Raw genomic sequence first — 22204 nt, 5'->3', positions numbered from 1 at the left:
CGACCCCTCTGCCCCCATAGAGGGGCAGACGAGGGTGAGGTTTCGGGTGATATTTCGTCTGTTGTCTTCCCCCCGACGTGCTCCATGCCCTTGGCTTGGCGCGCAGTGGTCTAGCGATGGTGCAGCAGCTGTTAGCGCTTATCGCTCAGACTCGGGACTCGCGTCCCGGTCTGAGCTGTGTCGAGACGGGGAGACACATGGGATCACGGGCATCGCGCGCATCGCGCAGCGAGAGCGACGAACCAGCGACCGACGCGAGGGGCATCGCGTTGGTACGCGGGCTCTTCTGGCACTCCGGACGCCCGACTAGGCGGTTCCGGGTTCTGGCTGCCGCTCTCACTGTCGTGACAGTGGCCGCCACCATGGCGACGGTCCTGCTGACCAGTACGCCACAACCCGCTGCTGCCGCCCAGTCGTCGACCCCCTTGTCGACCGTGTCCAAATCCGGCACAGACACCACTACCAACTCGACGGCCGTCTCCGGCGGTCCCGCAGGCACCGCCAACCCGGGCGACACGATCAAGTGGGTCACCGACTACACGAACAACACCAACAGTGCCTCGGCGACCCAGGTGCAGTGGAAAGATCCGATCACGGCAGGGCAGACCTACGTGAACGGGTCGTTGCAGCTTCCGGCGGGGATGTCCCCTCAGTACTCGACGAACGGCGGCTCGACCTACACCGCAGGCGCTCCCGTCGCCGGGTCCACCGGTGTAGGGGCGACCGGGACGGTCGATCCCGCCGCGGCCAAGACATCCACAAGCTTCACGAACGCGGTGGCGAACTTCAACACACCGGGCGGCGACGGCTACAGCGTCGAGGGTTTCGGCTCGAACATCTACACCGTCTATCACCACAGCCCCAACGCAGCCACGGTGTTCTGCTCCACTCTGAGCAACGCGGTGTGCCCAGGATGGCCGGCTCACGCCAGCTACGTCTCGGCTGTGCCGGGCGCGGCGCTCGGCACCGGCGCAATTAGCTACACGACCGCGGGCGTGAACGGCTCGTTCATCGAGGGCGGTCTGCTGTACTGGCCGGTCGGAGCCCTGGCGGCCGTCGGGGGCAGGTACGCGGTGGGTCTGCAGTGCCTCAACCTGACGACACTGGTCAGCTGCGGATTCACCCAGTTGGACACGGTCACGGCTGCTCCGGTCAGCGCGGCGTACGGGCAGCTCGCAGGTGACGGCATCCGCGCCACGAATGGCCGGTACTACTTCGTCGACACCACGGGCAACCTGCTCTGCTTCAACCCGACCACGGCCTCCAGCTGCGGAGTCACGAACGCCGGCATCGGCCCCGTCACGGTCTCTACCGCGTATCACGCCGAAGTCGGCACCTATGGCAACTACCTCTACTTCACGTACACCACGGGCAACAACGACAACTACCTCTTCGGCTACAACGTCGGCACTGCAACGCCCACGCTGGTCACGGCGCAGAGCGTGGGCCCGACGCAGTCCGGGTCACCGAGCGAAGTGCTTCCCGTGCTCTCCGCAGCAGGGGCCGTTCTCGGAGCGTGCTCGGTATTCCACGCAGCGATCAACACCGGCTGCTACTCCACCGCCGACGTACAGATCGCGAATCCGTACCCGTTGACCCAGTACGGCTTCTCGCCGCCGACCCTCGGCTTCGGCACAGGAGTCATGGTCGGCACGAAGTACTACATCACCTATTCGAGCACCTCCACGCTGTGCTACGACTTCGCCCTGCGCGTGGGCACTGGGCAGGTGCCCGCGTGTGCCGGTTTCGCCGGACCGGCAGACCTGCAGAGCTACACGGTTCGCCCGTTGGCGAACCTCCCAGGCTGTATGGCCGATAACGGCAACGGCGCCCAGATCGTCATCTTCAATGGGGCGACGGGCGGGCCGTGCGTCACGGCATCCTCTTCCGTCTCGGTGCAGGCGCCCTCCTGGTGCGACGGCCAGTCGCACTCGGTCGCCTGGGGCACGGTGAAGCTGAACGGGCTGACCGGGTCCGAGTATTCGGGTGGCGCCTCCGTCACCGTTTCCGGATCCGCCGGTGCCGTTCCCGGCTTCACGGGCGTGACCCTGGCGCCCGGGCAGACGACCCTCGACATCTCCTCGATACCTGCAACAGGTTCGACCGCCAGCCTGACGGTCACCGTCAACCTCGCGGGTGTCACCAACCAGGCGACCGTTTCGGCCGGCTCGATCTCCATCAGCCGCACCGGCGACACCTACTCGCAGATGTGCTACTCGACGACCGTGAACCCGGTCGCCTGCTCCACCTCGACGACCATCACGGATGCCTTCACGGCGATTACGACGGCCGGCGCCACGACGGATGCTCCCGCCGGGAACACGACGCCGACGGCAACCTTCACGGTCGCGCCGACCTCGGCCCAGTGCGCCCTGCTGTTCAAGAAGGTGGCGTCCGCCCAATCCGGAAGTCCGGGCCAGACGGTGACCTATACCGTCACGGTCACGAACTCCGGAACGATGCCGTACGCCGCCGCCGCCCCTGCGACGTTCAACGACAGCCTGACGAACGTGCTCTCCGACGCCACCTACAAGAACGACGCCAACGCGACCGCCGGCACGGTGGCCTACACCGCTCCCAACCTGTCGTGGACCGGTCCGCTCGCGGCGGGAGCGTCTGCCACGATCAGGTACTCCGTTCTGATCAACGACCCCGATAACGGGCCGCACGACCTGGCAAACACGGTCGTCAGCTCGCTGCCGTCCAACTGCGCACAAGGCTCGACCGACCCGCTGTGCACGAGCAACGTGCCGATATCCGGAATCACGGTGGTGAAGTCGGCGTCGCCTGGTGATGTTGGGCATTTCACGGTGGGTCAGGTTGTGACGTATTCGTTTGTGATTACGAATACGGGGAATGTGTCGTTGGCGAATGTGGTGCCGGTGGAGGGTGCGTTCACGGGGTCGGGTTCGATGTCTGTTCCGGTGTGTGATGCTGGTGCGGCGTCGTTGGCGCCGGGTGCTCAGGTGACGTGCACGGCGCTGTATACGATCACGCAGGCTGATGTGGATGCTGGGTCGATCACGAATCATGTGACGGCGACGGGTACGCCGCCGTCGGGTCCGGATCCGGTGTCTCCGGATTCGCAGGTGACGATTCCTGCTCCGTCGAATCCTTCGATCGGTTTGCTGAAGTCGGCGACGCCGACGACGGTGACGGCTGCTGGTCAGTCGGTGGCGTATTCGTTCTTGGTGACGAATACGGGCAATGTGACGTTGACGAATCCGCAGGTGACGGAGACGGCGTTCTCGGGTACGGGTACTGCGCCTGCCCCGGTGTGTCCGCCTGCGACGTTGTTGCCGGGTGCTCAGGTGACGTGCACGGCAACGTATGTGGCCACGCAGGCGGATCTGGATGCCGGTTCGATCACGAACACGGCGACCGCGACGGGTACTCCGCCGTCCGGGACGGACCCGGTCTCGGACCCGTCATCGGCAGCCGTGACCGCAACACCGGCACCGGCCATCACCCTCATCAAAACCGCAACACCCTCCTCGGTCGGTAAGGCGGGAGATTCGGTGACGTATTCGTTCCTGGTGACGAACACCGGCAACGTGACTCTGAGGAACGTGACCGTGGATGAGGGCGCTTTCACGGGGTCCGGTGCAATCTCCGACCCGGTGTGCCCTGCGGGCGCGGCGTCGTTGGCGCCTGGTGACTCGGTGACCTGCACGGCGGGCTACACGTTGAGTCAGGCCGATGTGGATGCCGGTTCGATCACGAACACGGCGACCGCGACGGGCACCCCGACGTCTGGCCCTGCACCTGTATCGCCTCCGTCGTCCGCCGTCGTGACTGTTCCGCCCGCGTCGGCGCTCACCGTGGTGAAGTCCGTGACGCCCACGTCAGTGGGGAAGGTTGGGGACTCAGTCACGTACTCGTTCCTGGTGACGAATACGGGCAACACGACGCTGAAGAACCCGCAGATCGCGGAGACGACGTTCTCCGGCACCGGCACTGCGCCCGTTGCGGTGTGTCCGCCCGCGACGTTGGCGCCCGGTGACTCGGTGACGTGCACGGCGGGCTACACGTTGACTCAGGCCGATGTGGATGCCGGTACGGTCACGAACTCCGCGACAGCGACGGCAACTCCGCCGAGCGGCCCGGATCCGGTGTCCCCTCCGTCACAGGCTGTCGTAACGGTTCCGCCCGCGTCGGCGCTCACCCTGGTGAAGTCTGTGACGCCTACGTCGGTGGGGAAGGTCGGGGATTCCGTCACGTATTCGTTCCTGGTGACCAATACGGGCAACACGACGCTGAAGAATCCGCAGGTTGCGGAGAAGACGTTCTCCGGTACCGGCACCGCGCCCGCCCCGGCGTGTCCGCCTGCGACGTTGGCGCCTGGTGACTCGGTGACCTGTACGGCGGACTACACGTTGACTCAGGCCGATGTGAATGCCGGGAAGGTCACGAACACCGCGACCGCCACGGCAAATGCGCCCAGCGGTCCAGATCCCGTGTCTCCTGAATCCTCGGCCGTGGTCACGGTTCCGCCCGCGCCTGCCATCACGGTGGTGAAGTCGGCGTCGCCTGGTGATGTTGGGCATTTCACGGTGGGTCAGGTTGTGACGTATTCGTTTGTGATTACGAATACGGGGAATGTGTCGTTGGCGAATGTGGTGCCGGTGGAGGGTGCGTTCACGGGGTCGGGTTCGATGTCTGTTCCGGTGTGTGATGCTGGTGCGGCGTCGTTGGCGCCGGGTGCTCAGGTGACGTGCACGGCGCTGTATACGATCACGCAGGCTGATGTGGATGCTGGGTCGATCACGAATCATGTGACGGCGACGGGTACGCCGCCGTCGGGTCCGGATCCGGTGTCTCCGGATTCGCAGGTGACGATTCCTGCTCCGTCGAATCCTTCGATCGGTTTGCTGAAGTCGGCGACGCCGACGACGGTGACGGCTGCTGGTCAGTCGGTGGCGTATTCGTTCTTGGTGACGAATACGGGCAATGTGACGTTGACGAATCCGCAGGTGACGGAGACGGCGTTCTCGGGTACGGGTACTGCGCCTGCCCCGGTGTGTCCGCCTGCGACGTTGTTGCCGGGTGCTCAGGTGACGTGCACGGCAACGTATGTGGCCACGCAGGCGGATCTGGATGCCGGTTCGATCACGAACACGGCGACCGCGACGGGTACTCCGCCGTCCGGGACGGACCCGGTCTCGGACCCGTCATCGGCAGCCGTGACCGCAACACCGGCACCGGCCATCACCCTCATCAAAACCGCAACACCGATCCAGATCGACTCGGCCGGCCAAGTGATCACCTATTCGTTCCTGATCACGAACACCGGCAACGTGTCCCTCAAGAACCCGACGGTTGCCGAGACGGACTTCACGGGCACCGGCTCAATGCCGAACGCGAACTGCCCGGCGATCGTGCTGGCGCCGGGCGCTTCGGTCACGTGCACCGCCGACTACACGGCGACACAGGCGGACGTCGATGCGGGATCCGTCAAGAACACGGCAACCGCGACGGGCACTCCGCAGACCGGGAAGCCACCTGTGTCTGAACCGTCGTCGGCCGTCGTCGCTGTCGAGCCAGACCCGGCACTGACGGTTGTGAAGTCGGCGTCGCCGAGCGATCCTGCGCACTACACGGTCGGGCAGCTGCTCACCTACTCGTTCGTGATCACGAACACCGGGAACGAGACGCTGACGCACGTGCAACCGATCGAAGGCACGTTCACCGGCAGCGGAACGATGTCGTCGCCGGTCTGCCCAGCGGGAGCCGACTCGTTGGCGCCCGGCTTGCAGGTGACCTGCACGGCCACGTACACGATCACGCAGGCCGACGTGGATGCGGGATCGATCACGAACAACGCGACGGCAACCGGCACCCCGCCAAGCGGCCCGGATGTCGTGTCGCCGCGTTCGACGGTGACGCTGCCCGACCCACCGGCGCCGGCACTGACCCTGGTGAAGACGGCAAGCGTGAAGACCATCGCGCAGGCCGGTCAGGCGGTGACGTACTCGTTCTTGATCACGAACACCGGAAACGTCACGCTTGTGAACGTCAAGCCCGACGAAGGCACGTTCACGGGAAGCGGCGTGCTGACCAACCCGGTCTGCCCGGCGGCAGCCGCCTCGATGCTGCCCGGCGCGCAGGTGACCTGCACCGCGGACTACACGGTGACGAAAGCGGATGTCGCGCAGGGCAAGCCGCTCTTGAACACAGCTACCGCGATCGGCACGCCGCCCAGCGGAAATCCGATCACCTCGGACCCGTCGACGGTGAAGCTCCCCGATCCGACCGCTGCGTCCGGGCTGGCGGACACCGGGTCGAACCTCAACGGCTGGTTCGTCTACGGCGCCCCGATCATTCTGATCATCGGGCTGGGTGCGATTCTCCTCGGCCGCCGGCGCCGTAGGAGCGTCTAAGCCGGGAGCGCGTGCAGGATGCTCTGAGCGAGCATCCTGCACGCGCAACGAAATCGAAGTACGCCCCGACTGGAAGAGATCAGATGCCAGCCACCTTCCTGACGAGAACGCTCAGCCTGGCCACCGCGGCCGCAACGGTCGCCGTCCTTGCCGCATGCACGAGTTCTTCGCCACCGGTGAAAAGCCCGACAGCGACCCACTCCGCCGGGATCGGCAACGGGCTGCCCGCCGGCGTCACGCCCGCTCCCATTCCCACCCACGTGCCCAACGATCCGGCAGCACGCCGTGCAGTGCGCATGACGGCGTGCAAGGCGACGACCGCCGGATGGAAAGCCGGCGGAACCGTCACCAACGACGGCAAGCAGGCCGCCGATTACACGATCACGGTCTTCTTCACGACGAAGAGCGCGACCGTGATCAACACGGCGCAGACCCACGTGACCGTGCCTGCGGGAAAGACCCAGAACTGGACGGCGAGCAAAGACTTCGTCGCCACCCCAGGCACGCTGTGCGTGCTCAGCGGGGTGGGTTGATCGGAGCCGCCGTCAGACCAGGGTGGCGGCCGCGAGCCAGACCGCGACGCTGGCGAGCACGAGCAGAGCGATGTTCATGCCGAGCCTGTTCGTTTCTCCGCGGCGCACGTGCACGATGATGGCTCCGACTTGCACGAGCACGAGTCCGATCGCCGCAGCCACAGACAGCCACGGAGCGATGCGAGTGATGACAGGCAGGATGAGGCCGAGCGCGCCCAGCACTTCGACTGCTCCGACGAGCTTCACCGACGGCGCGGAGAAGTCCTCGACGAAACCCATGCCGCTCGCCTGAAGCTTCTGTCTCGGCTGGGCCAGCTTCATGCCTCCGGCAGCGAGATACATCAGGGCGAGCACTCCGGCGACGATCCAGTACGCGACGATCATGGGCGGGCTCTCTCCTTCGTCCGCTGCCGCTTCCAACAGCGCGGTTACTATTTGTAAGTAGCCACATCATGGGTCATCTTCGTGCTGCCTGCAAAAGGCACATCTGTGTGCGCTACGAACGGGAGGCGCCATGGACAGCGAGTACGAGCACTCGTGCGGAGGTCGCGACGGCGGCAAGGCGATTCGCGACGTCCTGGACCGCATCGGCGACAAGTGGTCGCTGCTGGTGATCGGCACGCTGCAAGATGGGCGGCTTCGCTTCACGGCGCTCCAGCGGCACATCCCCGGCATTTCGCAACGGATGCTCACCCTCACGCTTCGACAGCTCGAGCGCGACGGTCTCGTGGTTCGTACTGTGCACGCGGAGGTGCCGCCGCGGGTTGAGTACGAGCTAACGGCGATGGGTTCGACACTCGTCGACTCCGCCCTCACCTTGGCGAAGTGGGCCGTCGAGCACCACCCCACCATCGAAGCCAGCCGCGCGGGCTACGACGCAAGGATGGCCGTCTCGGCCACCTGAGGCACGCGACTGTACGCGAACGTCGGCTTTGCCGAATTGTTTTCACGAATCGCGTCATAACGCGATGGTGAACCGCATGTGTCATGTGGGTGCGCAATAGCAGCACGCCCGGCGCGGTCAGATCCTGACGCGCTCCCCCACAGCACTGAGGAATTCGCCTAGCCATGACGCACGAGTCCGCGGGAGCATCGCCCGCCCCGATCCGACACCAGACCGCCGAAGCACCTTCCACTCGAGTGGAGCGGTCTGAGCGGCGAACACCGTCCACGAAGCGCGCGTTGTCGTACGCCGCGGTCGCCGCGCTGCTGGCGTCCGCGGGCGTCGGCATCGGTCTCGGCACAACGGCTCGGGCGGATGCCGCAACCGCCGTGTTCAATCCGCTCGCGGAGTACGCGGACTGGAACGTGGTCTCCTTCGGCGACACCGACATCAGGGCGGAGAGCGAGGGCGCCGTCGCCACGGGTGGTGACCTCTCGTTCACCGGGACCAACGTGGCATTCAAGAGTTCGGCATCCGTCGCGCTCCTGGTGGGAGGCCGAATCGCCCTCGAGCGTTCGGCCGGAACGCTTCAGGTGAACAGCCCGGGCTCGATCAAGGTCGGCAACCTGCAAGGCGCCGACGTTCTCGACACAGATCAGAACAACGCGCAGGTCAACACGCAGGTCGTGCGCACAGGCGCCGGGTATGCGAGCACTCCGGCCGTGGCATCCAATCACCGGCAAGCCGCGGCATCCGTTCCGGCACCCGGCCTGTTCGCCGCGACGTTCTCCCAAACCCGCGCCGGCTCCTCCAGCTCGCAGGTCGCCGCTGCGGCAACCGGAGCATGCAACGCCGGCCGGGTGATCGCGCCTTCGCTGGCAGGCGGACAGGCGAGCGTCACGCTGCAGCCCGGAACGAACTACTGGAACATATCCGCCGCGCAGCTCTCGTCGCTCAGCCAGATCACCTTCAACGGCGCCGTCTCGCCCAGCACTGGCAACCCGCTCATCGTGAACGTGACCGGGACCGGCCCGGTCACGCTGAAGCTCACGATGGCAGGCAGCCGGGACCCGCGCGGCATCTTGTTCAACATGCCCGAGGTTGTCTCGGTCACGCAGAGCGGTGATTCGATCGACGGGTCGATCCTCGCCCCGCGGGCCGACTACACCAAGACCAGTGCCAACGTGCAGGGAACGGTCATCGCGGCCAGCGCCGATCTTGCCGGTTCCGAGGAGCACTTCTTCCCGTTCGGCGGCCTCATCGCAGGCTGCGATGCTCCAGCGGATTCGACCCCGGCGATCACGCCGACTGATACCGCTCCGACTCCCGTCACTTCCACCCCGGCCACGCCCGCCCCTGCGGTTACACCGACCGACACGCCTTCCACCGAACCGACGCCTTCCACCGAACCCACGTCCAGCGCGACTCACGTAGCGGAGATTCACAGCGACGGAACGCCCACCGCAACCGTGGACTCGGCCACCGCAACGGACGCCGGTGAGCTGGCCCATACCGGCTCCGACCTGGACTCCGGCGCCGCCATCGCGGCTGCCCTGCTCCTGGCGGGCGGCGTGGCCGCGAGCACAGCGTGGTGGGTGCGCCGCCGTAATGCAGTCCACAACTAGCAGACGGCGCCACGCCCGCGACGCAGCAGCGCTCACCGGTCGCGCGCGGGCGACCAAAGCTCCTGACCCGAACAGGAGGGATGTCTCGTGAACCCGAACACGAGGCATCCGGGGCCGTCCCACCCGAAGGGGCGGCCCCACTTCCACAACTCCGAGGTGCGAAATCCCTGGTTCTCAGGCATGCTGAGGCACGCTGGGACGGACCAAGGTAAGCAGGGCCGCAGCTGCCAGGTTCAGGGGGACCCATGATCAGCGACGAGGAACTCGCCGAGCGCACGCGCGCCGGCGATTCTCGCGCATTCGGCGAGCTGTGGAGCCGGCACGCTAAAGCCGGCCTGGCCGCCGCCCGTCAGTTCCACTCCATCGCCGACCCCGATGACATCGTCGCCGAGGCCTATCTGCAGATCTTCAGGGCCATGCAGCGCGGTGGCGGTCCGCAAGAGGCGTTCCGCCCCTACCTCTACCGCACCATCCGCAACGTAGCGCTCGGCTGGATACCCAAGGCACGCACCGTGGATATCGAGGATGTCGCGGAGACGCTGCCCAGCGACAAACCGGACATCGAGACGGCGGCCCTCGAGAAGACCATCACCGTTCGGGCGTTCCGCACCCTGCCTGAGCGCTGGCAAACCATCCTCTGGTACACCGAGGTCGAGGGCATGGACCCGGCGGAAGCAGCGCCCTACCTCGGCCTGACCGCGAACGGAGCCGCCGCACTGGCCTACCGGGCTCGCGAAGGTCTCAAGAAGGCCTGGCTTCAGGCGCACGTGAACGACGAGCGAGTCCCGGCCGAGTGCAGGTGGACGACCGAGCGCATGGGGGACTACAACCGCGGCGCGCTCTCGCCCAAGGCCCAGGCGCGCTTCGAGAAGCACCTCGAGACCTGCACGAGGTGCTCGATCATCGTCGAGGAGATCGACGACGTTTCCGGCCGGCTGGCGGCCATGCTCTTCCCGCTCGTGCTGGGCGGTGCAGGGGCGGCGCTTCTCGCGGGCCGCCTCGCCGCGAGCACGGGTGGTTCGGGTGGCATGGGCGGCGGCAACTCGCCGACCGCGCAGAGCGCTGGCGGGGCCGCCATTGCGCGAGCATCCATGATCACCCGCCGCCCGCTGCGCACCGCATTGATGGCGGCCGCCACGGTCCTCGTCGCAGCAGCGGTCACAACCGGCGCATTCGCCGCAGCCGGCGTCATCGGGGGCGCGCGAGACGGGTCGGGCTCGTCCACGGCATCCGGCGATCGGCCGGGGAGCAGCGCCAGCCCGTCACCGCAGACCGCCCCGACACAACCGAACGTGCCGGCGCCCTCGCCTAATGTGCCGCCCTCATCAGACGCACCGGCACCGCAGACCACTACGCCCCCGGCCAATGTGCCCCCGGTCACGGTCGCCGCGACCGGCACGGGATCCCCGGTCACCGTCCCCGTCGTTACGCCTCCTTCGCTTCCCCCTACGCCCCCCACACCGCCCGACGTCACCCCGCCCGCGGCCCCCGTGGTCACGACCCCCGCCGACGCAGCCCTATTTGCGAACGCACGCCCGGCGCTGACCGGAACAGGCGAACCGGCCGCTGCCGTCCACGTGGAGCGCTACGACAGCCAGGGCAATGATCTCGGCCCCGTCGCGACTGCGCAGGTCGACGCCACCGGTGCATGGACGGTGACGCCCACGGCGGCCATTCCGGACGGCACCTGGGTTCTGCAGTTCGTGGAGACGGATGCCGCGGGCAACACGTCGACGAAGGTCGCCCGTACCGTGACCATCGACACCATTGCGCTGCCACCCGTGATCAACGCGCTCCCTGCCAACCCGCTCGAGTACCTCCCCACGATTTCCGGGACGGCAGAACCGAACGCAAAGGTGACTCTGCGCAACGACCTCGGAGCAGTGGTCGGCACGGCCGCCGCGGACGGAGCAGGCGCCTGGAGCATCCCGCTTCCCGATCCGCTTCGCGACGGGGTATCGCTCAGCGCGACGCAGCAAGACCCGGCGGGCAACGTCTCGGCGGCCTCGGCACCCACATCGCCCATCACATTCCAGCGACCGACGATCGATGCCCCGTCCGACGGCGCCACCATTCCGGCAACCGCCGGTGGAACTGTCGTGACGGTACAGATCTCAGGCACGCCAGGACAGCAGGTGCAGATCCTCATCGACGGCACGTGGACAGGCAACACGCACACGCTCGGCACCATCCCGATCACGCGCGTCACGCCCGCGCTGCCGAGCGGGCCGCACACCATCGCCGTGCGCTACTACGACCCGACCACACTCCAAATCGGCTCGCTCGCCTCGGTCGACATCACCATCGGCTGAACGCATAGCCAGGTCAGCGGATACCAGGACGGCACCACCTTCGGATGTCGGTGGTTCCGCTTTTGCTTGAGCCATGACGAACGTTCACGCCCAGACTCGGTTCGCCATCGACGCGGTCACTGCACTGAGGCTCGTGCGTGACGATCCGGGCATCGGCTCCCGTCGTCTGCTCGTCGGTCCGGCGGTGTTGCGCAGCCACGTCATGTCGACGCTCTATCACGAGGCCCGAGATGGGCGGTTGGACGAAGCCACTGCTGTGGCGCAGCTGGATCGATTGGCGACGCTCAAGATACGGCTGCTCGCCGACCGGGTCTCGCGCGCAAGGGCGTGGAGGCTCGCCCGCGAGCTGGGTTGGGACGACACGGTGCTGGCCGAGTACCTAGCGGTGGCCACTCTGCAAGCGGACGTCATCGTCGCCGGCGACGAGCGCATCGCCGCCGCGGCGGCGGGCATCGTGCCGGTTGCGAGCTACGACGAGCTCGCTGGGTGAGCGGCCCCGACGACTCTTCCGGCGATGCGGACCCGCGCGGGATGGCGTTGAATTGAGGGCGTTCCCGCTCTTGATCGGAACGAGTAAGCATGACCCCTCCCGCCGGTGGCTCCGTAACGCAGGAGTCCGGCATCGACGGCGTCGAGCCCGGCGGCGGCGCTGCGGCGCGCGTCGAGGATGAGCGCAGGCAGCTGATCTCGATCGCCTTCCGCATGCTCGGCACGATGGCCGAGGCGGAGGATGCCGTGCAGGAGGCGTTCCTGCGCTGGTACCGATTGGGCGAAGCAGAGCGCCGTCAGGTGCGCAGCCCGGGTGCATGGCTGACCACGGCGACCTCACGGGTCTGCCTCGACATGCTCGGTTCGGCTCGCGTCCGCCGCGAGTCGTACGTGGGTCCCTGGCTGCCCGAGCCGCTGCCGGCGCACCCGGCTGCCGTGGGTTCGGCCGACCCGGAAGCCCGCGCCGCACTGAACGAGTCCGTGGGCATGGCGATGCTCGTCGTAATGGAGCGGATGACCGCGGCCGAGCGCGTGGCATTCGTGCTTCACGATGTCTTCGCCTACCCGTTCGACGAGATCGCCCGAACGATGAGGCGCAGTCACGACGCCGTGCGTCAGCTGGCGTCTTCGGCACGGCGTCGGGTTCGGGAGAGCGAGGCCCCGCAGCAGGTGAGCGGGGCGCACGCCGAGGCCGTGCAGGCATTCCTCACCGCTGCGTCCGGAGGGGATCTCGCCGAGCTCGTGGCGGTGCTCGACCCGGCCGTCGTGCTGACCTCAGACGGCGGCGGCGTGGTCCGGGCCGCCCTCAATCAGATCCACGGCCGCGACAAGGCCGCGCGGTTCATCCTCGGCGTTCTGCAACGGCGCCCGGATGTCTCGCTCGTGCTCGGTCGGTCGGGAAACCACGAGGCCGTGCTCCTGGTCGACGAGAGCGGGGTAGGAGGCGTCGTCGAGCTGCGCACGCACGGCGATCGTGCCGTCGATGTCTTGATTCAGTGGAATCCGAACAAGCTGACGCAGTGGAGGCGATCGCCCGACCTCACATTCGCGAGGTACGCGTCGTCGGTGGAATAGAACAACCGATCTGACAGGAAAACTCGCATGAAGGCAATAACCGTCACCGACCCCGCCGCGGGAACCGAAGGGATGACCCTCAGAGACCGCCCCTATCCGCATGCGTCCGAGAACGATGTCGTCGTGCGGGTTCACGCCGCCGGCTTCACCCCCGGCGAGCTCGGCTGGCCGGCTACCTGGACCGACAGGGCGGGCCGCGACCGCACACCGACGGTCCCAGGTCACGAGGTCGCGGGAGTCGTGGAGGAGCTGGGCTACGGCACGACCGGGCTGACCGTCGGGCAGCGGGTCTTCGGCCTCGCGGACTGGACCAGGGACGGCACACTTGCCGAGTACGTCGCGGTGGAGGCCCGAAACCTTGCCCCTCTGCCGGCCGACGTCGACTTCGTCACAGGGGCGAGCCTCGTGATCTCGGGGCTGACCGCCTGGCAGGGCCTGTTTCAGCACGGAGGCCTCCAGTCAGGTCAGACCGTCCTCGTGACGGGCGCCGCCGGGGGAGTGGGATCAATCGTCACGCAGCTCGCGCGCGAAGCAGGTGCCCTCGTGATCGGCGCCGGGCGCAGTGCACATCGCGGCCGTGCCCTCGAGGCTGGGGTGCACCATTTCGTCGACGTCGACGGCGACGACCTCGAGAAGGCTGGCGAGATCGACCTGGTCTTCGACGTGCTCGGCGGCGACATCGGCGCACGTTCGGTGGAGCGCTTGCGTTCGGGCGGCAGGGTGATCGCCATCGCAAGCCCGCCGCGGTTGAAGCGGTCGGACGTCGATTCCCGGTTCTTCGTCGTCGAACCGAGCCGTTCAGAGCTGACCGATCTCGTCGAGCGGGTACGCGCCGGCCGCCTCCGCACGTTCGTGGGCGACGTCGTGACTCTCGACGACGCGGCGAAGGCATTCAACGCGCCGGGGTCCGGTCGGGGCAAGACTATCGTCGGAGTTCTCGCATGACCGCCTTCCCTCGCCTACCGAGTCGAGGCTGACGTGTCGCAGACCACCGCGGGCGTGAGCATCCCGGACTCGCCGGCCGCCCTCGAAGCGACGGAATACGTGCGCGCTCGGCTTACGCCGCTTCTCTTCGATCACTCGTTGCGGGTCTTCCTGTTCGGGTCGTTGCATGTGCGGGCGCTCGCGCTCGACGCCGACCAGGAACTGCTCTATGTGGCCGCACTGTTCCACGACGCAGGGCTGCTCACGCCATCCTCGAACACGCCTCAGCGGTTCGAAGTGGAAGGAGCAGACCTGGCTCGCAGCTTTCTCCTCGAGCGCGGGTACTCCGACTCGGCAGCCCGACTCGTCTGGAGCGCGATCGCGCTGCACTCCACTCCGGGCATTCCCAGGCGCATGGAGCCCGAGATCGCTGCGACGAATCTCGGAGTGCTGACGGATGCCGTGGGCCTGGGCCTGAACGAGTTGGACAGCCGTGCCGTCGACGAGATCGTCGACGCGTACCCGCGCGGCGACTTCAAACGGGAGTTCCTTGGCACCTTCTACGAGGGCCTCAGGCACAGACCGGGAACCACCTACGGAACCGTCAACGCGGACATCCTCGAGCACTTCGATCCCGGCTTCCGTCGAGACAGCATGGTCGACCGCGTGCTGTCATCGCCCTGGGAGTCGTGACCGCCGTCACTCCGGTTCGGTTCGGATGCCGTCAAGCACGAGATCGACGTGCCTGCGCCAGTCGCGGCCGCCGGTCATGTTGGCCATGGCGCCGCGCGTGATCAGCACGAAGTCGTCGCCGCTGAAGTCGGGCCGTAGACGCCGTGCGTCGATCGCTCGCAGGATGATGCGTTCGACGATCTCGGCGAACGCCTGCTTTTCGGCGTTGATCTCGTTCCAGTCCGGTTCCTCGGGGCCGAGCACTGCGAACCGGAATGCGGCGTCCTGTTCGGCCGATTCGAGGTAGCCGACGAGCAGAGACCGGAAGGCCTCCCATGGCTCGTCGAGCTGCTCTGCCGTGCGCGCGACCGTCGTCATCACTGCGAATCGGTAGCCGACGATGGCTGCCAGGAGCGCCCGCTTGTCGGCGAAATGCCGATAGAGCGTGCCCACACCGAGACGCGCGCGTTCGGCGATCTCATCCATCTGCACAGCATCGCCACGCTCGGCGAAGAGGTCCCTGGCGGCGTCGAGGACCGCTTGTCGGTTTCGCCTGGCGTCCGCGCGCATCGGTGCTTGGGCATCCGTCATAGCTCTACCACCGTACTTGACCGAGCGGGGTTCTGGCAGCATAATCGGAACCTGAACTCAGATTCCGTTTAGGAGGTCATTCGGATGATCGTGGTGACAGCGCCGACAGGTCAGATCGGCAGCAAGCTCGTGCAGCAATTGCTCGCGCAGCACGGTGAGGTACGCGTCGTGGTGAGGGATGCATCCCGACTCGCGGCGGACGTGCGGGAGCGCGTTCAGGTGGTGGAGGGATCGCACGGGGACCGTGCCACGCTCGACCGCGCTTTGAGCGGCGCGGACGCCATGTTCTGGCTCGTGCCACCAAACCCAGCGGCGCCGAGCACCGATGAGCACTATCTGGCGTTCGCTGAAGCGGCGAGGGACGCCATCGCTCGCGGGGGAGGAGTCGGCCACGTGGTCGGCGTCTCAAGCGCCGGTCACGGTTGGCCGAAGCCGGCAGGTGTTCTCTCGTCGGCTTTCGCCATGGATGCCGAACTCGGCAGGTCGGGGGCGGCCTACCGGGCACTGAGCATGCCGTTCTACATGGAGAACCTGCTGCGCCAGCTCGACGGCATCCTCACGCGTGGCACATTCTCACTGACCGCGGCGCCCGACGCGCCGTTCGCCACCGTCGCGACGAAAGACATCGCGCAGACGGCGGCTGACCTGCTTGCCGACCTGAACTGGTCGGGGCAGGAGAACGTCCCCGTGTTCGGGCCGGACCGGCTGACGCCCGACGAGATGGCGTCCGTGATGAGCGAGGAGCTCGGTCGATCTGTCACCTACCGCCGGATGAGCATCGAGGAGACCGTTGCCATGTTGCGCGGTGCCGGCGCCTCCGAGCGGACAGTCCTCGACAACATCGATGTGGCCACTGCCCTCGACGAAGGCATCTACGACGCGGACTGGTCACGGGCCAGGTCGACGGCAACGGACTTCCGCTCCTGGTGTCGCGAGGTCCTCGTGCCGCTGGCGGCGGAACGGGCGGCCGCATAGCGCCGCGCCTGTTCGGAACGGACTCAGGCCACCGGATCCTCGCACGCGGGTGCGGTGGCCTCGTCCGACTTCCGACCCGAGCTGTGCGTCCAGTCGATGGCCTGGGCGACGACCGCCTCGAGCGTTCCCTTGCGCAGCAACACCGAACGCAGACGATCCGCTGCGGTTCCCCTCGTGAGAAGGTCCCGGATCTCCGCGTCGACGAGCGACTCGTCACCGCTGGCGACAAGCGCAGGGCGCACGTGCTCGAGCAGCGCTCGGACCACGACGGATGCCCGCTCCGCCTTGCGTGACACGGGATGGACCAGACGGTCGGAAAGTCCTGAGAGCGCCGCACACCAGCTGTCGAGGCGCAGTTCGGAGACGGAGACATCGGGCGCCGGCTGCCCATTCCGCCATTCGATGGCCGCAGTCTCGACCAGCGCCCGCACGATGGCGGCCAGCGCCACAGTGGTCTCCACGCGAGCACACACGTCGGCCACTCGCACCTCAACCGTCGGATGCGCTCGCGAGAGTCGGGCGTCGAAGTAGAGCATCCCTTCGTCCATGAGCACGCCGGTCGAAAGCAGAGAGCGCTCGTGGTCTCGGTAGGCCTCGAGTGTGTCGAACACAGGCGAGGGACCGGCGCATGGCCACTGGTTCCAGATCATGGTGCGGTAGCTGGCGTATCCGGTGTCCTCCCCGTCGGCGTATGGGGGGTTCGCGCTGAGAGCAATCAGTGTGGGCAACCACACGCGGATGCGGTCGAGCACGCCGACGCCCTCGTCGGGAGAGTCGATCGAGACGTGCACGTGAAGTCCGCAGGCCAGGTTGTTCCGGGCGGTGATGCCATAGCGTCGCATCATGCGGCGGTAACGCGGCTTCTCCGTCGGGTGCGGATGCACGGGCAGCGGAGAGGTGGCCAACGCGACCGCCCGTGCGCCGGATGCGCGGGCCGCCTCATCCATCGCCGATCTCGCCGCCTGGATGTCCGCGCGCAAGACGGCTGCATCGGTCGCCGGAGGGATGATCACCTCGATCATCTCCTGCTGCATCTCGGCCGTCGCCTGACGGCCCGTGGCGGCACGGGGAGCACGAGACAGCAGCTTGGGAGCCGCGGGCGCCGGCGAGTAGTCGCGCGCGTTCACGAGGAGCAGCTCCTCTTCGACCCCGAATGTTCGCATGCTCTCAGTGTGGACGGGCCGCGCGGATGGGCCGGGGGGATTGACCTGGAGCGTGTGCTCTGCGAGGGGCCGGCCGGGGCCGCCTCGCGGGGCGCTCCCGGACGTGTCAACCCCTGCTGCCTCGCACCCCCGGCTCGTTGACTTGCCGGATGTCCACCTCGGATATCGTCGTCATCACAGGAGCGTCCAGCGGGATAGGCCGTACGACCGCTCGGATGCTCGCCGCGAGGGGAGCGCGGCTCGTGCTCGTCGCCAGAAGCCGCACGGCCCTCGAAGAGGTCGCGAGCGAGTGCCGCAGCATGGGGACTCAAGCCCAGACGCACGCGGCAGACGTCACGGACCACGAGGCGATGTTGGAGGTGGCGAACGAGACCGTCGCGACGTTCGGCCGGCTCGATGCCTGGGTCAACGCTGCAGCTGTCGCCAGCTACGGTCGCCTGACCGATCTGCCCATCGAAGAGGTGTGCAGAGTGCTCGACGTGAACGTGATGGGCTACGTCAACGGCTGCCGGGCCGCTGCGAATGCGATGGGCGACCGGGCTGCCGTGATCGTGAACGTGGCATCCATCGTCGGGAAGGTGCCGCAGCCTTACACGGCCCCGTACGACATGTCGAAGGCCGCCGTGCTCGCCTTGGGTGCCTCGATGCGATCCGAACTCGCGTTGGACGGACGAAAGCTGCACGTCGTCAGGATCGTGCCGCCCACCATCGACACCCCCTTCTTCGGACATGCGGGAAACCATGTCGACCGGGAGCTGGTCGCACTCCCGCCGGTGTACCCACCCGAAGCAGTGGCGCGTCGCATAGTCGAAGCCATCCGGCATCCGCGAAAGCAGGAGCGCGTCGTCGGCATGTTCGGACGCGCGTTGGTGCTCCTTCACCGGGTCACTCCGCGCCTGACCGAAGGAATGATGGCGTTCCAGACGGTCTGGGGCCAGTTCGGCAGGTCGGGGGCTCCGCGCTCGTCGGGCACCCTGTTCGTCGCGACCGAGCGCGACGACGCGACGGGCGGTTGGCATGGCGCTCGCCGTCGCAACGTGCGTGTCGTCCTCGGCATCGCCGCGCTGGCCGCCTTCGCGATGACGCTTCGTCGCACCAGAGTGTCGTTTCGCTGACCGACTGCCCTAGGGATGCGCATGCGAGATGGCATGTCGTCCTGAAGCAGTCAAGTCCCTGGACGAATGCAACGAGATCACTGAGGCTAGATGCGAAGCACAGAGGAGATGCGAGAGAAAAGGGGAATCGCATGCGCAAGTTCTTCACAGTGGTCTGCATCAGCATCGTCGCGTTGATCGCATACACGTATGGGGCGAAGGCCGGACGCGGCAGGTACCGCGAGATCCAGGCGGGCATCGATGCGCTGTGGAATGATCCGCGCGTGAAAAAGGCGCGCAAACGGGCGATGAAAGAAGCGGAGAAAGCCGCGAAGTTCCTGTAAGCCGAAGTGCAGAACCGAGACGTAGAGGACGAGAGACATGGCTGATATGAACGACGACAAGGCGCAGGATGCCGTCAACACCGCAGCGAAGGGAGCGCAAGACGGCGTCGATGCGGCTTCGCAGAGTGCTCAGCACGGCGTAGACAGCGCGACCGGTGCCGCACGCGGGGGCGTGAAGTCGGCGACCGAGGGCGCCCATGCCGCCGTGGACGCAGCTGCGGACGCCGTCTCCGGCCGAGTGGGCGAGGCGTCCGGATCGGCGTCACGCGCTGTCGACTCCGCCACCCGCGCCGTGCATGGCGTGATCGGCGACGTGCAACAGAATGTTTCGAGCGGCGTGCGTCAAGCAAGCGAGTCCGCAGGCGAGGTGACCGAGGCCGCAGCGGGCATGGTGAAGGAACACCCGTTCCGCACGCTTGTTATGGTGGCCGCCGTCTCCGCCGTGATCGGCTTCATCGTCGGCGCCGCCAGCTCCAGGCGCTAGAACCCGTACCGCAGGCACCCGGTCTCAGACGTTGTCGCCCGGACCCGTCTCGTCCGGACCAACGGCGACGTCGCGCGCCCTGCTGTCGTCGGCATCCTGATCGCTGTCATCCGGCTGAACGCCGCCGGATGCCGTGTCTTCGTGCGTGCTCTCGGACGCGGAGCCATCTGGCAGGTGCTCGGCGTCGCCGCGCCGCTGATCGGAATCGGTCATCGTGTCTTCTCCTCAGGCCGTGGAATGTCGTTCCATGGAATGTCGTTCGAACTCCAGACCACGCTACGAGCCGTGGCGAGCACGGCACAGGCGTTGACACAAGGCCGCTGTCGATGCTGAGCGCAGCCTTGGAGTCTGGGCGCCCGTACCAGGGGTTGACGCTCCCATCACCGGCTCGCACGCTACGTTGTGTTATGCGAACCCAGTGTCACAACGGGAGGCAGACGCATGGTGTCGGCAGGCATGGATGAGCGCGACGATACGTTGTGCGGCCCCTTCACTCGACGTCTGAGGATCTCGGGAGTCGCCGTCTCGACGTTGGGCAATCTCGTCGCCCCTGAGACTGTCTGCGCTACTGACGGACACGCGGCGAAGCTCGACGAACTCCAGTTCGATCTGGGCGAGGGCCCCTGCTGGGATGCCGTAAGCAGTCAGCAGCCCGTCATCGAGGAAGACATCCGCGACTCCCCGAAGGGCAGTTGGCCGGCCTTCGTCGAGGCCATCCAATCGACTCCGGTGCGGGCCATGTACGCCTTTCCGTTGACCCTCGGCCCGTTGCACATCGGAGCCGTCGACCTCTATCGCAAGGCGCCGGGCGTGCTCGCCGACGGGGAGCTCGCGGAGGCGATCGGCCTCGCCGAGACAACCGCCCGCCTCGTGCTCCGGCGGGTGCTGCTCTCCCTGAGCGAGCCGGCAGAAGCCGCAGTGCCGCGATACTCGCGTCAGCAGTTCCACCAGGCGACCGGGGCTGTGATCGCACAGCTGGGCGTGAGCGCAGAGGATGCCGCGCTCGTCATCCGTGCTCACGCTTACGCCACCGGGCGGTCGGTGCAGGACATCGCCGAGGACATCCTCGCGTTCCGGCTCGACTTCTCGGCCCAAGGCTCTGCAGCCTCCGGGGACCTGGCAGGTGGAGGTTCATCATGAGCCGCATGAACGAAGAGACGAGGGATGCCGCGCTGCTGGAGTCGTTCGCCATGCTGGCCGACAACCTCGTCTCGGGCTACGACGTGATCGACCTGCTGCAGACGCTGGTCGAACGCTGCCAGGAGGTTCTGGACGCGAGCCAGGCCGGCATCCTGCTCGAGGACGAAGCCGGGCGACTCGACGTGGTGGCTGCCACGGACGAGCGCGTCAGGCTCATCGAAATGCTGCAGTTGGACGGCGATGGCGGCCCATGCGCTGAGTGCTTCCGCACCGGGCGCCCCGTGCTCATTCCCGCGGTCGACGAGATAGAGCCGCGTTGGTCGCGGTTCGGGGCAATGGCCTCGAAGGAAGGCATCCTCTCCGTCTACTGCGTGCCGCTTCGGCTGCGCCGTCTGACCATCGGCTCCCTCAACCTGTTCTCCGACCGCGAAGGCATGCCCCCTCACCTCGACCAAGTGGCCGCTCAGGCGATGGCGGATGTCGCGACGATCAGCATCCTGCAGCGCCGTGAAGCTCACGATAGCCAGGTCATCAGAGAGCAGCTGCAGCACGCCCTGGACAGTCGAGTGCTGATCGAGCAGGCCAAGGGAGTCGTCTCGTACAAGCGGCGCATCCCCGTCGACCAGGCGTTCCAGCTCATCCGCTCGTACGCACGGAGCAACCGACTGCGTCTCGACGACGTCGCCCGGCGGATAGTGGGACGCGAGCTCGACCTGTAGAACCCGAAACCCGAGTTGTAAAGGGGTACGTCGCGATTGCTATGAGATTTACCGTTGATGGTCACGTCGCCCTGGACCCCGGTGGCACCACAATCCTTCGTCTGGGGAATCATGAAGCGAATCAACATCGCAGGTACTTCGCTGGTCACCGGTTCGGCGCTCGCCGACGCCGTTCTGGCGTACTGGATGAGCTTGGCCAGACTGCACCGCCTCGACACCACTGAGATCCCGTTCGTCGACCACGACGGGTCTCGCCAGCGTGCCCGTCTCGTGCTGAGCGCCGACAGTCCCATCTGGACGTCGACGGTCACCACGAGCGAGACCGAGGTGGAGGATGCCGTCGCGCTGGCCGATCTCAGAATGCGCACGGCCGATCTCGAGCCGTCGTGGTCGCTGAGAGCGACGGGGTTCGATTGACGGCGTCCTTCGACAGGGCACGTCCTTCGGGCTGGCCACCTCGCTCAAGGCGGCCGGCGGTTCGGGCAACGACCCGCGAAGCCCTAGGATTCGAGCACGATGCTTGAGAACTTCCAGCCACAGCCCGGCTCGCAGGTCGTTGTGGTCAACAACACACCATTCACGCTCGTGCAGTCCGAAGACGGCGAGCCCTGGAACATCCTCCGCAACGAGACGGTGCTCGGGTACCTGTATCGCAATGATGCAGGCGCGTGGGCGGTCTGGCCGCTCTATGAGGGCTGCACGTACATCCCGTCTGCGCCGACCCCGGGAGAAGCGCTCCGCCAGGCTCTGTAGTCCACGCGGTCGCACGAGTCCAGCCGTTTCGTCGCCCCTACCTTGTCGG

General features: G+C 66.9%; 21 protein-coding genes. 17 read left to right on the top strand and 4 right to left on the bottom strand.

The window, feature by feature from the left end; all coding sequences use genetic code 11:
- The first annotated feature begins 197 nt into the window (after positions 1-197).
- On the top strand, positions 198-6380 hold the full coding sequence (locus tag ACO2Q7_RS13470; protein WP_423356219.1) for a DUF7507 domain-containing protein: 6183 nt from the start codon (positions 198-200) through the stop codon (positions 6378-6380).
- Positions 6381-6463: 83 nt separating this feature from the next.
- Positions 6464-6913 (top strand): hypothetical protein, encoded by a 450-nt coding sequence (locus ACO2Q7_RS13465; RefSeq protein ID WP_423356218.1) that lies wholly within the window; start codon positions 6464-6466, stop codon positions 6911-6913.
- A gap of 12 nt (positions 6914-6925) precedes the next feature.
- Here ACO2Q7_RS13465 and ACO2Q7_RS13460 read toward each other — a convergent pair whose 3' ends face one another.
- On the bottom strand, positions 6926-7297 hold the full coding sequence (locus ACO2Q7_RS13460; RefSeq protein ID WP_423356217.1) for a DoxX family protein: 372 nt from the start codon (positions 7295-7297) through the stop codon (positions 6926-6928).
- A 130-nt stretch (positions 7298-7427) separates the two neighbouring features.
- Here ACO2Q7_RS13460 and ACO2Q7_RS13455 point away from each other — a divergent pair, with 130 nt between their 5' ends.
- The 7 genes from ACO2Q7_RS13455 (at position 7428) to ACO2Q7_RS13425 (ending at position 14913) form a co-directional block, all read left to right on the top strand.
- Positions 7428-7817, top strand: coding sequence for a winged helix-turn-helix transcriptional regulator (locus tag ACO2Q7_RS13455; RefSeq protein ID WP_423356216.1), 390 nt, complete (start codon positions 7428-7430; stop codon positions 7815-7817).
- A gap of 164 nt (positions 7818-7981) precedes the next feature.
- On the top strand, positions 7982-9421 hold the full coding sequence (locus ACO2Q7_RS13450) for a collagen-binding domain-containing protein (RefSeq protein ID WP_423356215.1): 1440 nt from the start codon (positions 7982-7984) through the stop codon (positions 9419-9421).
- 245 nt (positions 9422-9666) lie between these two features.
- Positions 9667-11733, top strand: coding sequence for a sigma-70 family RNA polymerase sigma factor (locus ACO2Q7_RS13445; RefSeq protein WP_423356214.1), 2067 nt, complete (start codon positions 9667-9669; stop codon positions 11731-11733).
- Between the two features lie 73 nt (positions 11734-11806).
- Entirely contained in the window at positions 11807-12223 is a 417-nt protein-coding gene (locus tag ACO2Q7_RS13440; RefSeq protein ID WP_423356213.1) for a hypothetical protein, read from the top strand.
- A gap of 89 nt (positions 12224-12312) precedes the next feature.
- Positions 12313-13296, top strand: coding sequence for an RNA polymerase sigma factor SigJ (gene sigJ / locus ACO2Q7_RS13435; RefSeq protein WP_423356212.1), 984 nt, complete (start codon positions 12313-12315; stop codon positions 13294-13296).
- A gap of 27 nt (positions 13297-13323) precedes the next feature.
- Complete coding sequence (locus tag ACO2Q7_RS13430; protein ID WP_423356211.1) at positions 13324-14241, top strand: NADP-dependent oxidoreductase; 918 nt, start codon at positions 13324-13326, stop codon at positions 14239-14241.
- Between the two features lie 33 nt (positions 14242-14274).
- Positions 14275-14913 carry an HD domain-containing protein gene (locus tag ACO2Q7_RS13425; RefSeq protein ID WP_423356210.1) on the top strand — a complete coding sequence of 213 codons (639 nt, stop codon included), beginning with the start codon at positions 14275-14277 and terminating at the stop codon, positions 14911-14913.
- 6 nt (positions 14914-14919) lie between these two features.
- On the opposite strand, the gene ACO2Q7_RS13420 is transcribed toward ACO2Q7_RS13425, so the two are convergent.
- A complete protein-coding gene (locus tag ACO2Q7_RS13420) occupies positions 14920-15483 on the bottom strand; it encodes a TetR/AcrR family transcriptional regulator (protein WP_423356209.1) in 564 nt (187 codons plus the stop codon).
- Between the two features lie 84 nt (positions 15484-15567).
- Here ACO2Q7_RS13420 and ACO2Q7_RS13415 point away from each other — a divergent pair, with 84 nt between their 5' ends.
- Positions 15568-16458: an NAD(P)H-binding protein gene (locus ACO2Q7_RS13415; RefSeq protein ID WP_423356208.1), complete on the top strand. Its 891-nt coding sequence runs from the start codon at positions 15568-15570 to the stop codon at positions 16456-16458.
- A gap of 23 nt (positions 16459-16481) precedes the next feature.
- Here ACO2Q7_RS13415 and ACO2Q7_RS13410 read toward each other — a convergent pair whose 3' ends face one another.
- The gene (locus ACO2Q7_RS13410) at positions 16482-17621 is read right to left on the bottom strand and encodes a carboxylate-amine ligase (protein WP_423356207.1); all 1140 of its coding nucleotides are present in this window, start codon (positions 17619-17621) and stop codon (positions 16482-16484) included.
- A gap of 149 nt (positions 17622-17770) precedes the next feature.
- Here ACO2Q7_RS13410 and ACO2Q7_RS13405 point away from each other — a divergent pair, with 149 nt between their 5' ends.
- The 3 genes from ACO2Q7_RS13405 (at position 17771) to ACO2Q7_RS13395 (ending at position 19543) form a co-directional block, all read left to right on the top strand.
- Positions 17771-18736 (top strand): SDR family NAD(P)-dependent oxidoreductase, encoded by a 966-nt coding sequence (locus ACO2Q7_RS13405; protein ID WP_423356206.1) that lies wholly within the window; start codon positions 17771-17773, stop codon positions 18734-18736.
- Between the two features lie 131 nt (positions 18737-18867).
- The gene (locus ACO2Q7_RS13400) at positions 18868-19059 is read left to right on the top strand and encodes a hypothetical protein (RefSeq protein WP_423356205.1); all 192 of its coding nucleotides are present in this window, start codon (positions 18868-18870) and stop codon (positions 19057-19059) included.
- Between the two features lie 37 nt (positions 19060-19096).
- Entirely contained in the window at positions 19097-19543 is a 447-nt protein-coding gene (locus ACO2Q7_RS13395; RefSeq protein WP_423356204.1) for a hypothetical protein, read from the top strand.
- A gap of 24 nt (positions 19544-19567) precedes the next feature.
- On the opposite strand, the gene ACO2Q7_RS13390 is transcribed toward ACO2Q7_RS13395, so the two are convergent.
- Positions 19568-19756, bottom strand: a complete 189-nt coding sequence (locus ACO2Q7_RS13390) for a hypothetical protein (protein ID WP_423356203.1) — start codon at positions 19754-19756, stop codon at positions 19568-19570.
- 243 nt (positions 19757-19999) lie between these two features.
- On the opposite strand from ACO2Q7_RS13390, the gene ACO2Q7_RS13385 reads away from it, so the two are divergent.
- The 4 genes from ACO2Q7_RS13385 to ACO2Q7_RS13370 all read left to right on the top strand — a co-directional run bounded on the left by ACO2Q7_RS13385 (position 20000) and on the right by ACO2Q7_RS13370 (position 22155).
- On the top strand, positions 20000-20683 hold the full coding sequence (locus ACO2Q7_RS13385; protein WP_423356202.1) for a GAF and ANTAR domain-containing protein: 684 nt from the start codon (positions 20000-20002) through the stop codon (positions 20681-20683).
- Positions 20680-21402 (top strand): GAF and ANTAR domain-containing protein, encoded by a 723-nt coding sequence (locus tag ACO2Q7_RS13380; protein WP_423356201.1) that lies wholly within the window; start codon positions 20680-20682, stop codon positions 21400-21402. Before ACO2Q7_RS13385 ends, ACO2Q7_RS13380 begins: the two co-directional genes overlap by 4 nt.
- A gap of 111 nt (positions 21403-21513) precedes the next feature.
- Complete coding sequence (locus ACO2Q7_RS13375; RefSeq protein ID WP_423356200.1) at positions 21514-21819, top strand: hypothetical protein; 306 nt, start codon at positions 21514-21516, stop codon at positions 21817-21819.
- Positions 21820-21918: 99 nt separating this feature from the next.
- Complete coding sequence (locus tag ACO2Q7_RS13370) at positions 21919-22155, top strand: hypothetical protein (protein WP_423356199.1); 237 nt, start codon at positions 21919-21921, stop codon at positions 22153-22155.
- The last annotated feature ends 49 nt before the right edge of the window (positions 22156-22204 follow it).

Source organism: Rathayibacter sp. KR2-224, from assembly GCF_049446075.1.
Taxonomy (GTDB): domain Bacteria; phylum Actinomycetota; class Actinomycetes; order Actinomycetales; family Microbacteriaceae; genus Humibacter.
This window is presented reverse-complemented; position numbering and strand designations above follow the sequence as displayed.

Bases quoted from the DNA above. Each gene is read 5' to 3' on its own strand.
- ACO2Q7_RS13385 (WP_423356202.1), top strand. From the start codon at position 20,000: ATGGATGAGCGCGACGATACGTTGTGCGGCCCCTTCACTCGACGTCTG.
- ACO2Q7_RS13405 (WP_423356206.1), top strand. From the start codon at position 17,771: ATGTCCACCTCGGATATCGTCGTCATCACAGGAGCGTCCAGCGGGATA.
- ACO2Q7_RS13390 (WP_423356203.1), bottom strand. From the start codon at position 19,756: ATGACCGATTCCGATCAGCGGCGCGGCGACGCCGAGCACCTGCCAGAT.
- ACO2Q7_RS13395 (WP_423356204.1), top strand. From the start codon at position 19,097: ATGGCTGATATGAACGACGACAAGGCGCAGGATGCCGTCAACACCGCA.
- ACO2Q7_RS13460 (WP_423356217.1), bottom strand. From the start codon at position 7,297: ATGATCGTCGCGTACTGGATCGTCGCCGGAGTGCTCGCCCTGATGTAT.
- ACO2Q7_RS13370 (WP_423356199.1), top strand. From the start codon at position 21,919: ATGCTTGAGAACTTCCAGCCACAGCCCGGCTCGCAGGTCGTTGTGGTC.
- ACO2Q7_RS13430 (WP_423356211.1), top strand. From the start codon at position 13,324: ATGAAGGCAATAACCGTCACCGACCCCGCCGCGGGAACCGAAGGGATG.
- ACO2Q7_RS13375 (WP_423356200.1), top strand. From the start codon at position 21,514: ATGAAGCGAATCAACATCGCAGGTACTTCGCTGGTCACCGGTTCGGCG.
- ACO2Q7_RS13400 (WP_423356205.1), top strand. From the start codon at position 18,868: ATGCGCAAGTTCTTCACAGTGGTCTGCATCAGCATCGTCGCGTTGATC.
- ACO2Q7_RS13415 (WP_423356208.1), top strand. From the start codon at position 15,568: ATGATCGTGGTGACAGCGCCGACAGGTCAGATCGGCAGCAAGCTCGTG.
- ACO2Q7_RS13450 (WP_423356215.1), top strand. From the start codon at position 7,982: ATGACGCACGAGTCCGCGGGAGCATCGCCCGCCCCGATCCGACACCAG.
- ACO2Q7_RS13380 (WP_423356201.1), top strand. From the start codon at position 20,680: ATGAGCCGCATGAACGAAGAGACGAGGGATGCCGCGCTGCTGGAGTCG.
- ACO2Q7_RS13470 (WP_423356219.1), top strand. From the start codon at position 198: ATGGGATCACGGGCATCGCGCGCATCGCGCAGCGAGAGCGACGAACCA.
- ACO2Q7_RS13410 (WP_423356207.1), bottom strand. From the start codon at position 17,621: ATGCGAACATTCGGGGTCGAAGAGGAGCTGCTCCTCGTGAACGCGCGC.
- ACO2Q7_RS13440 (WP_423356213.1), top strand. From the start codon at position 11,807: ATGACGAACGTTCACGCCCAGACTCGGTTCGCCATCGACGCGGTCACT.
- ACO2Q7_RS13465 (WP_423356218.1), top strand. From the start codon at position 6,464: ATGCCAGCCACCTTCCTGACGAGAACGCTCAGCCTGGCCACCGCGGCC.
- ACO2Q7_RS13420 (WP_423356209.1), bottom strand. From the start codon at position 15,483: ATGACGGATGCCCAAGCACCGATGCGCGCGGACGCCAGGCGAAACCGA.
- ACO2Q7_RS13445 (WP_423356214.1), top strand. From the start codon at position 9,667: ATGATCAGCGACGAGGAACTCGCCGAGCGCACGCGCGCCGGCGATTCT.
- ACO2Q7_RS13455 (WP_423356216.1), top strand. From the start codon at position 7,428: ATGGACAGCGAGTACGAGCACTCGTGCGGAGGTCGCGACGGCGGCAAG.
- sigJ (WP_423356212.1), top strand. From the start codon at position 12,313: ATGACCCCTCCCGCCGGTGGCTCCGTAACGCAGGAGTCCGGCATCGAC.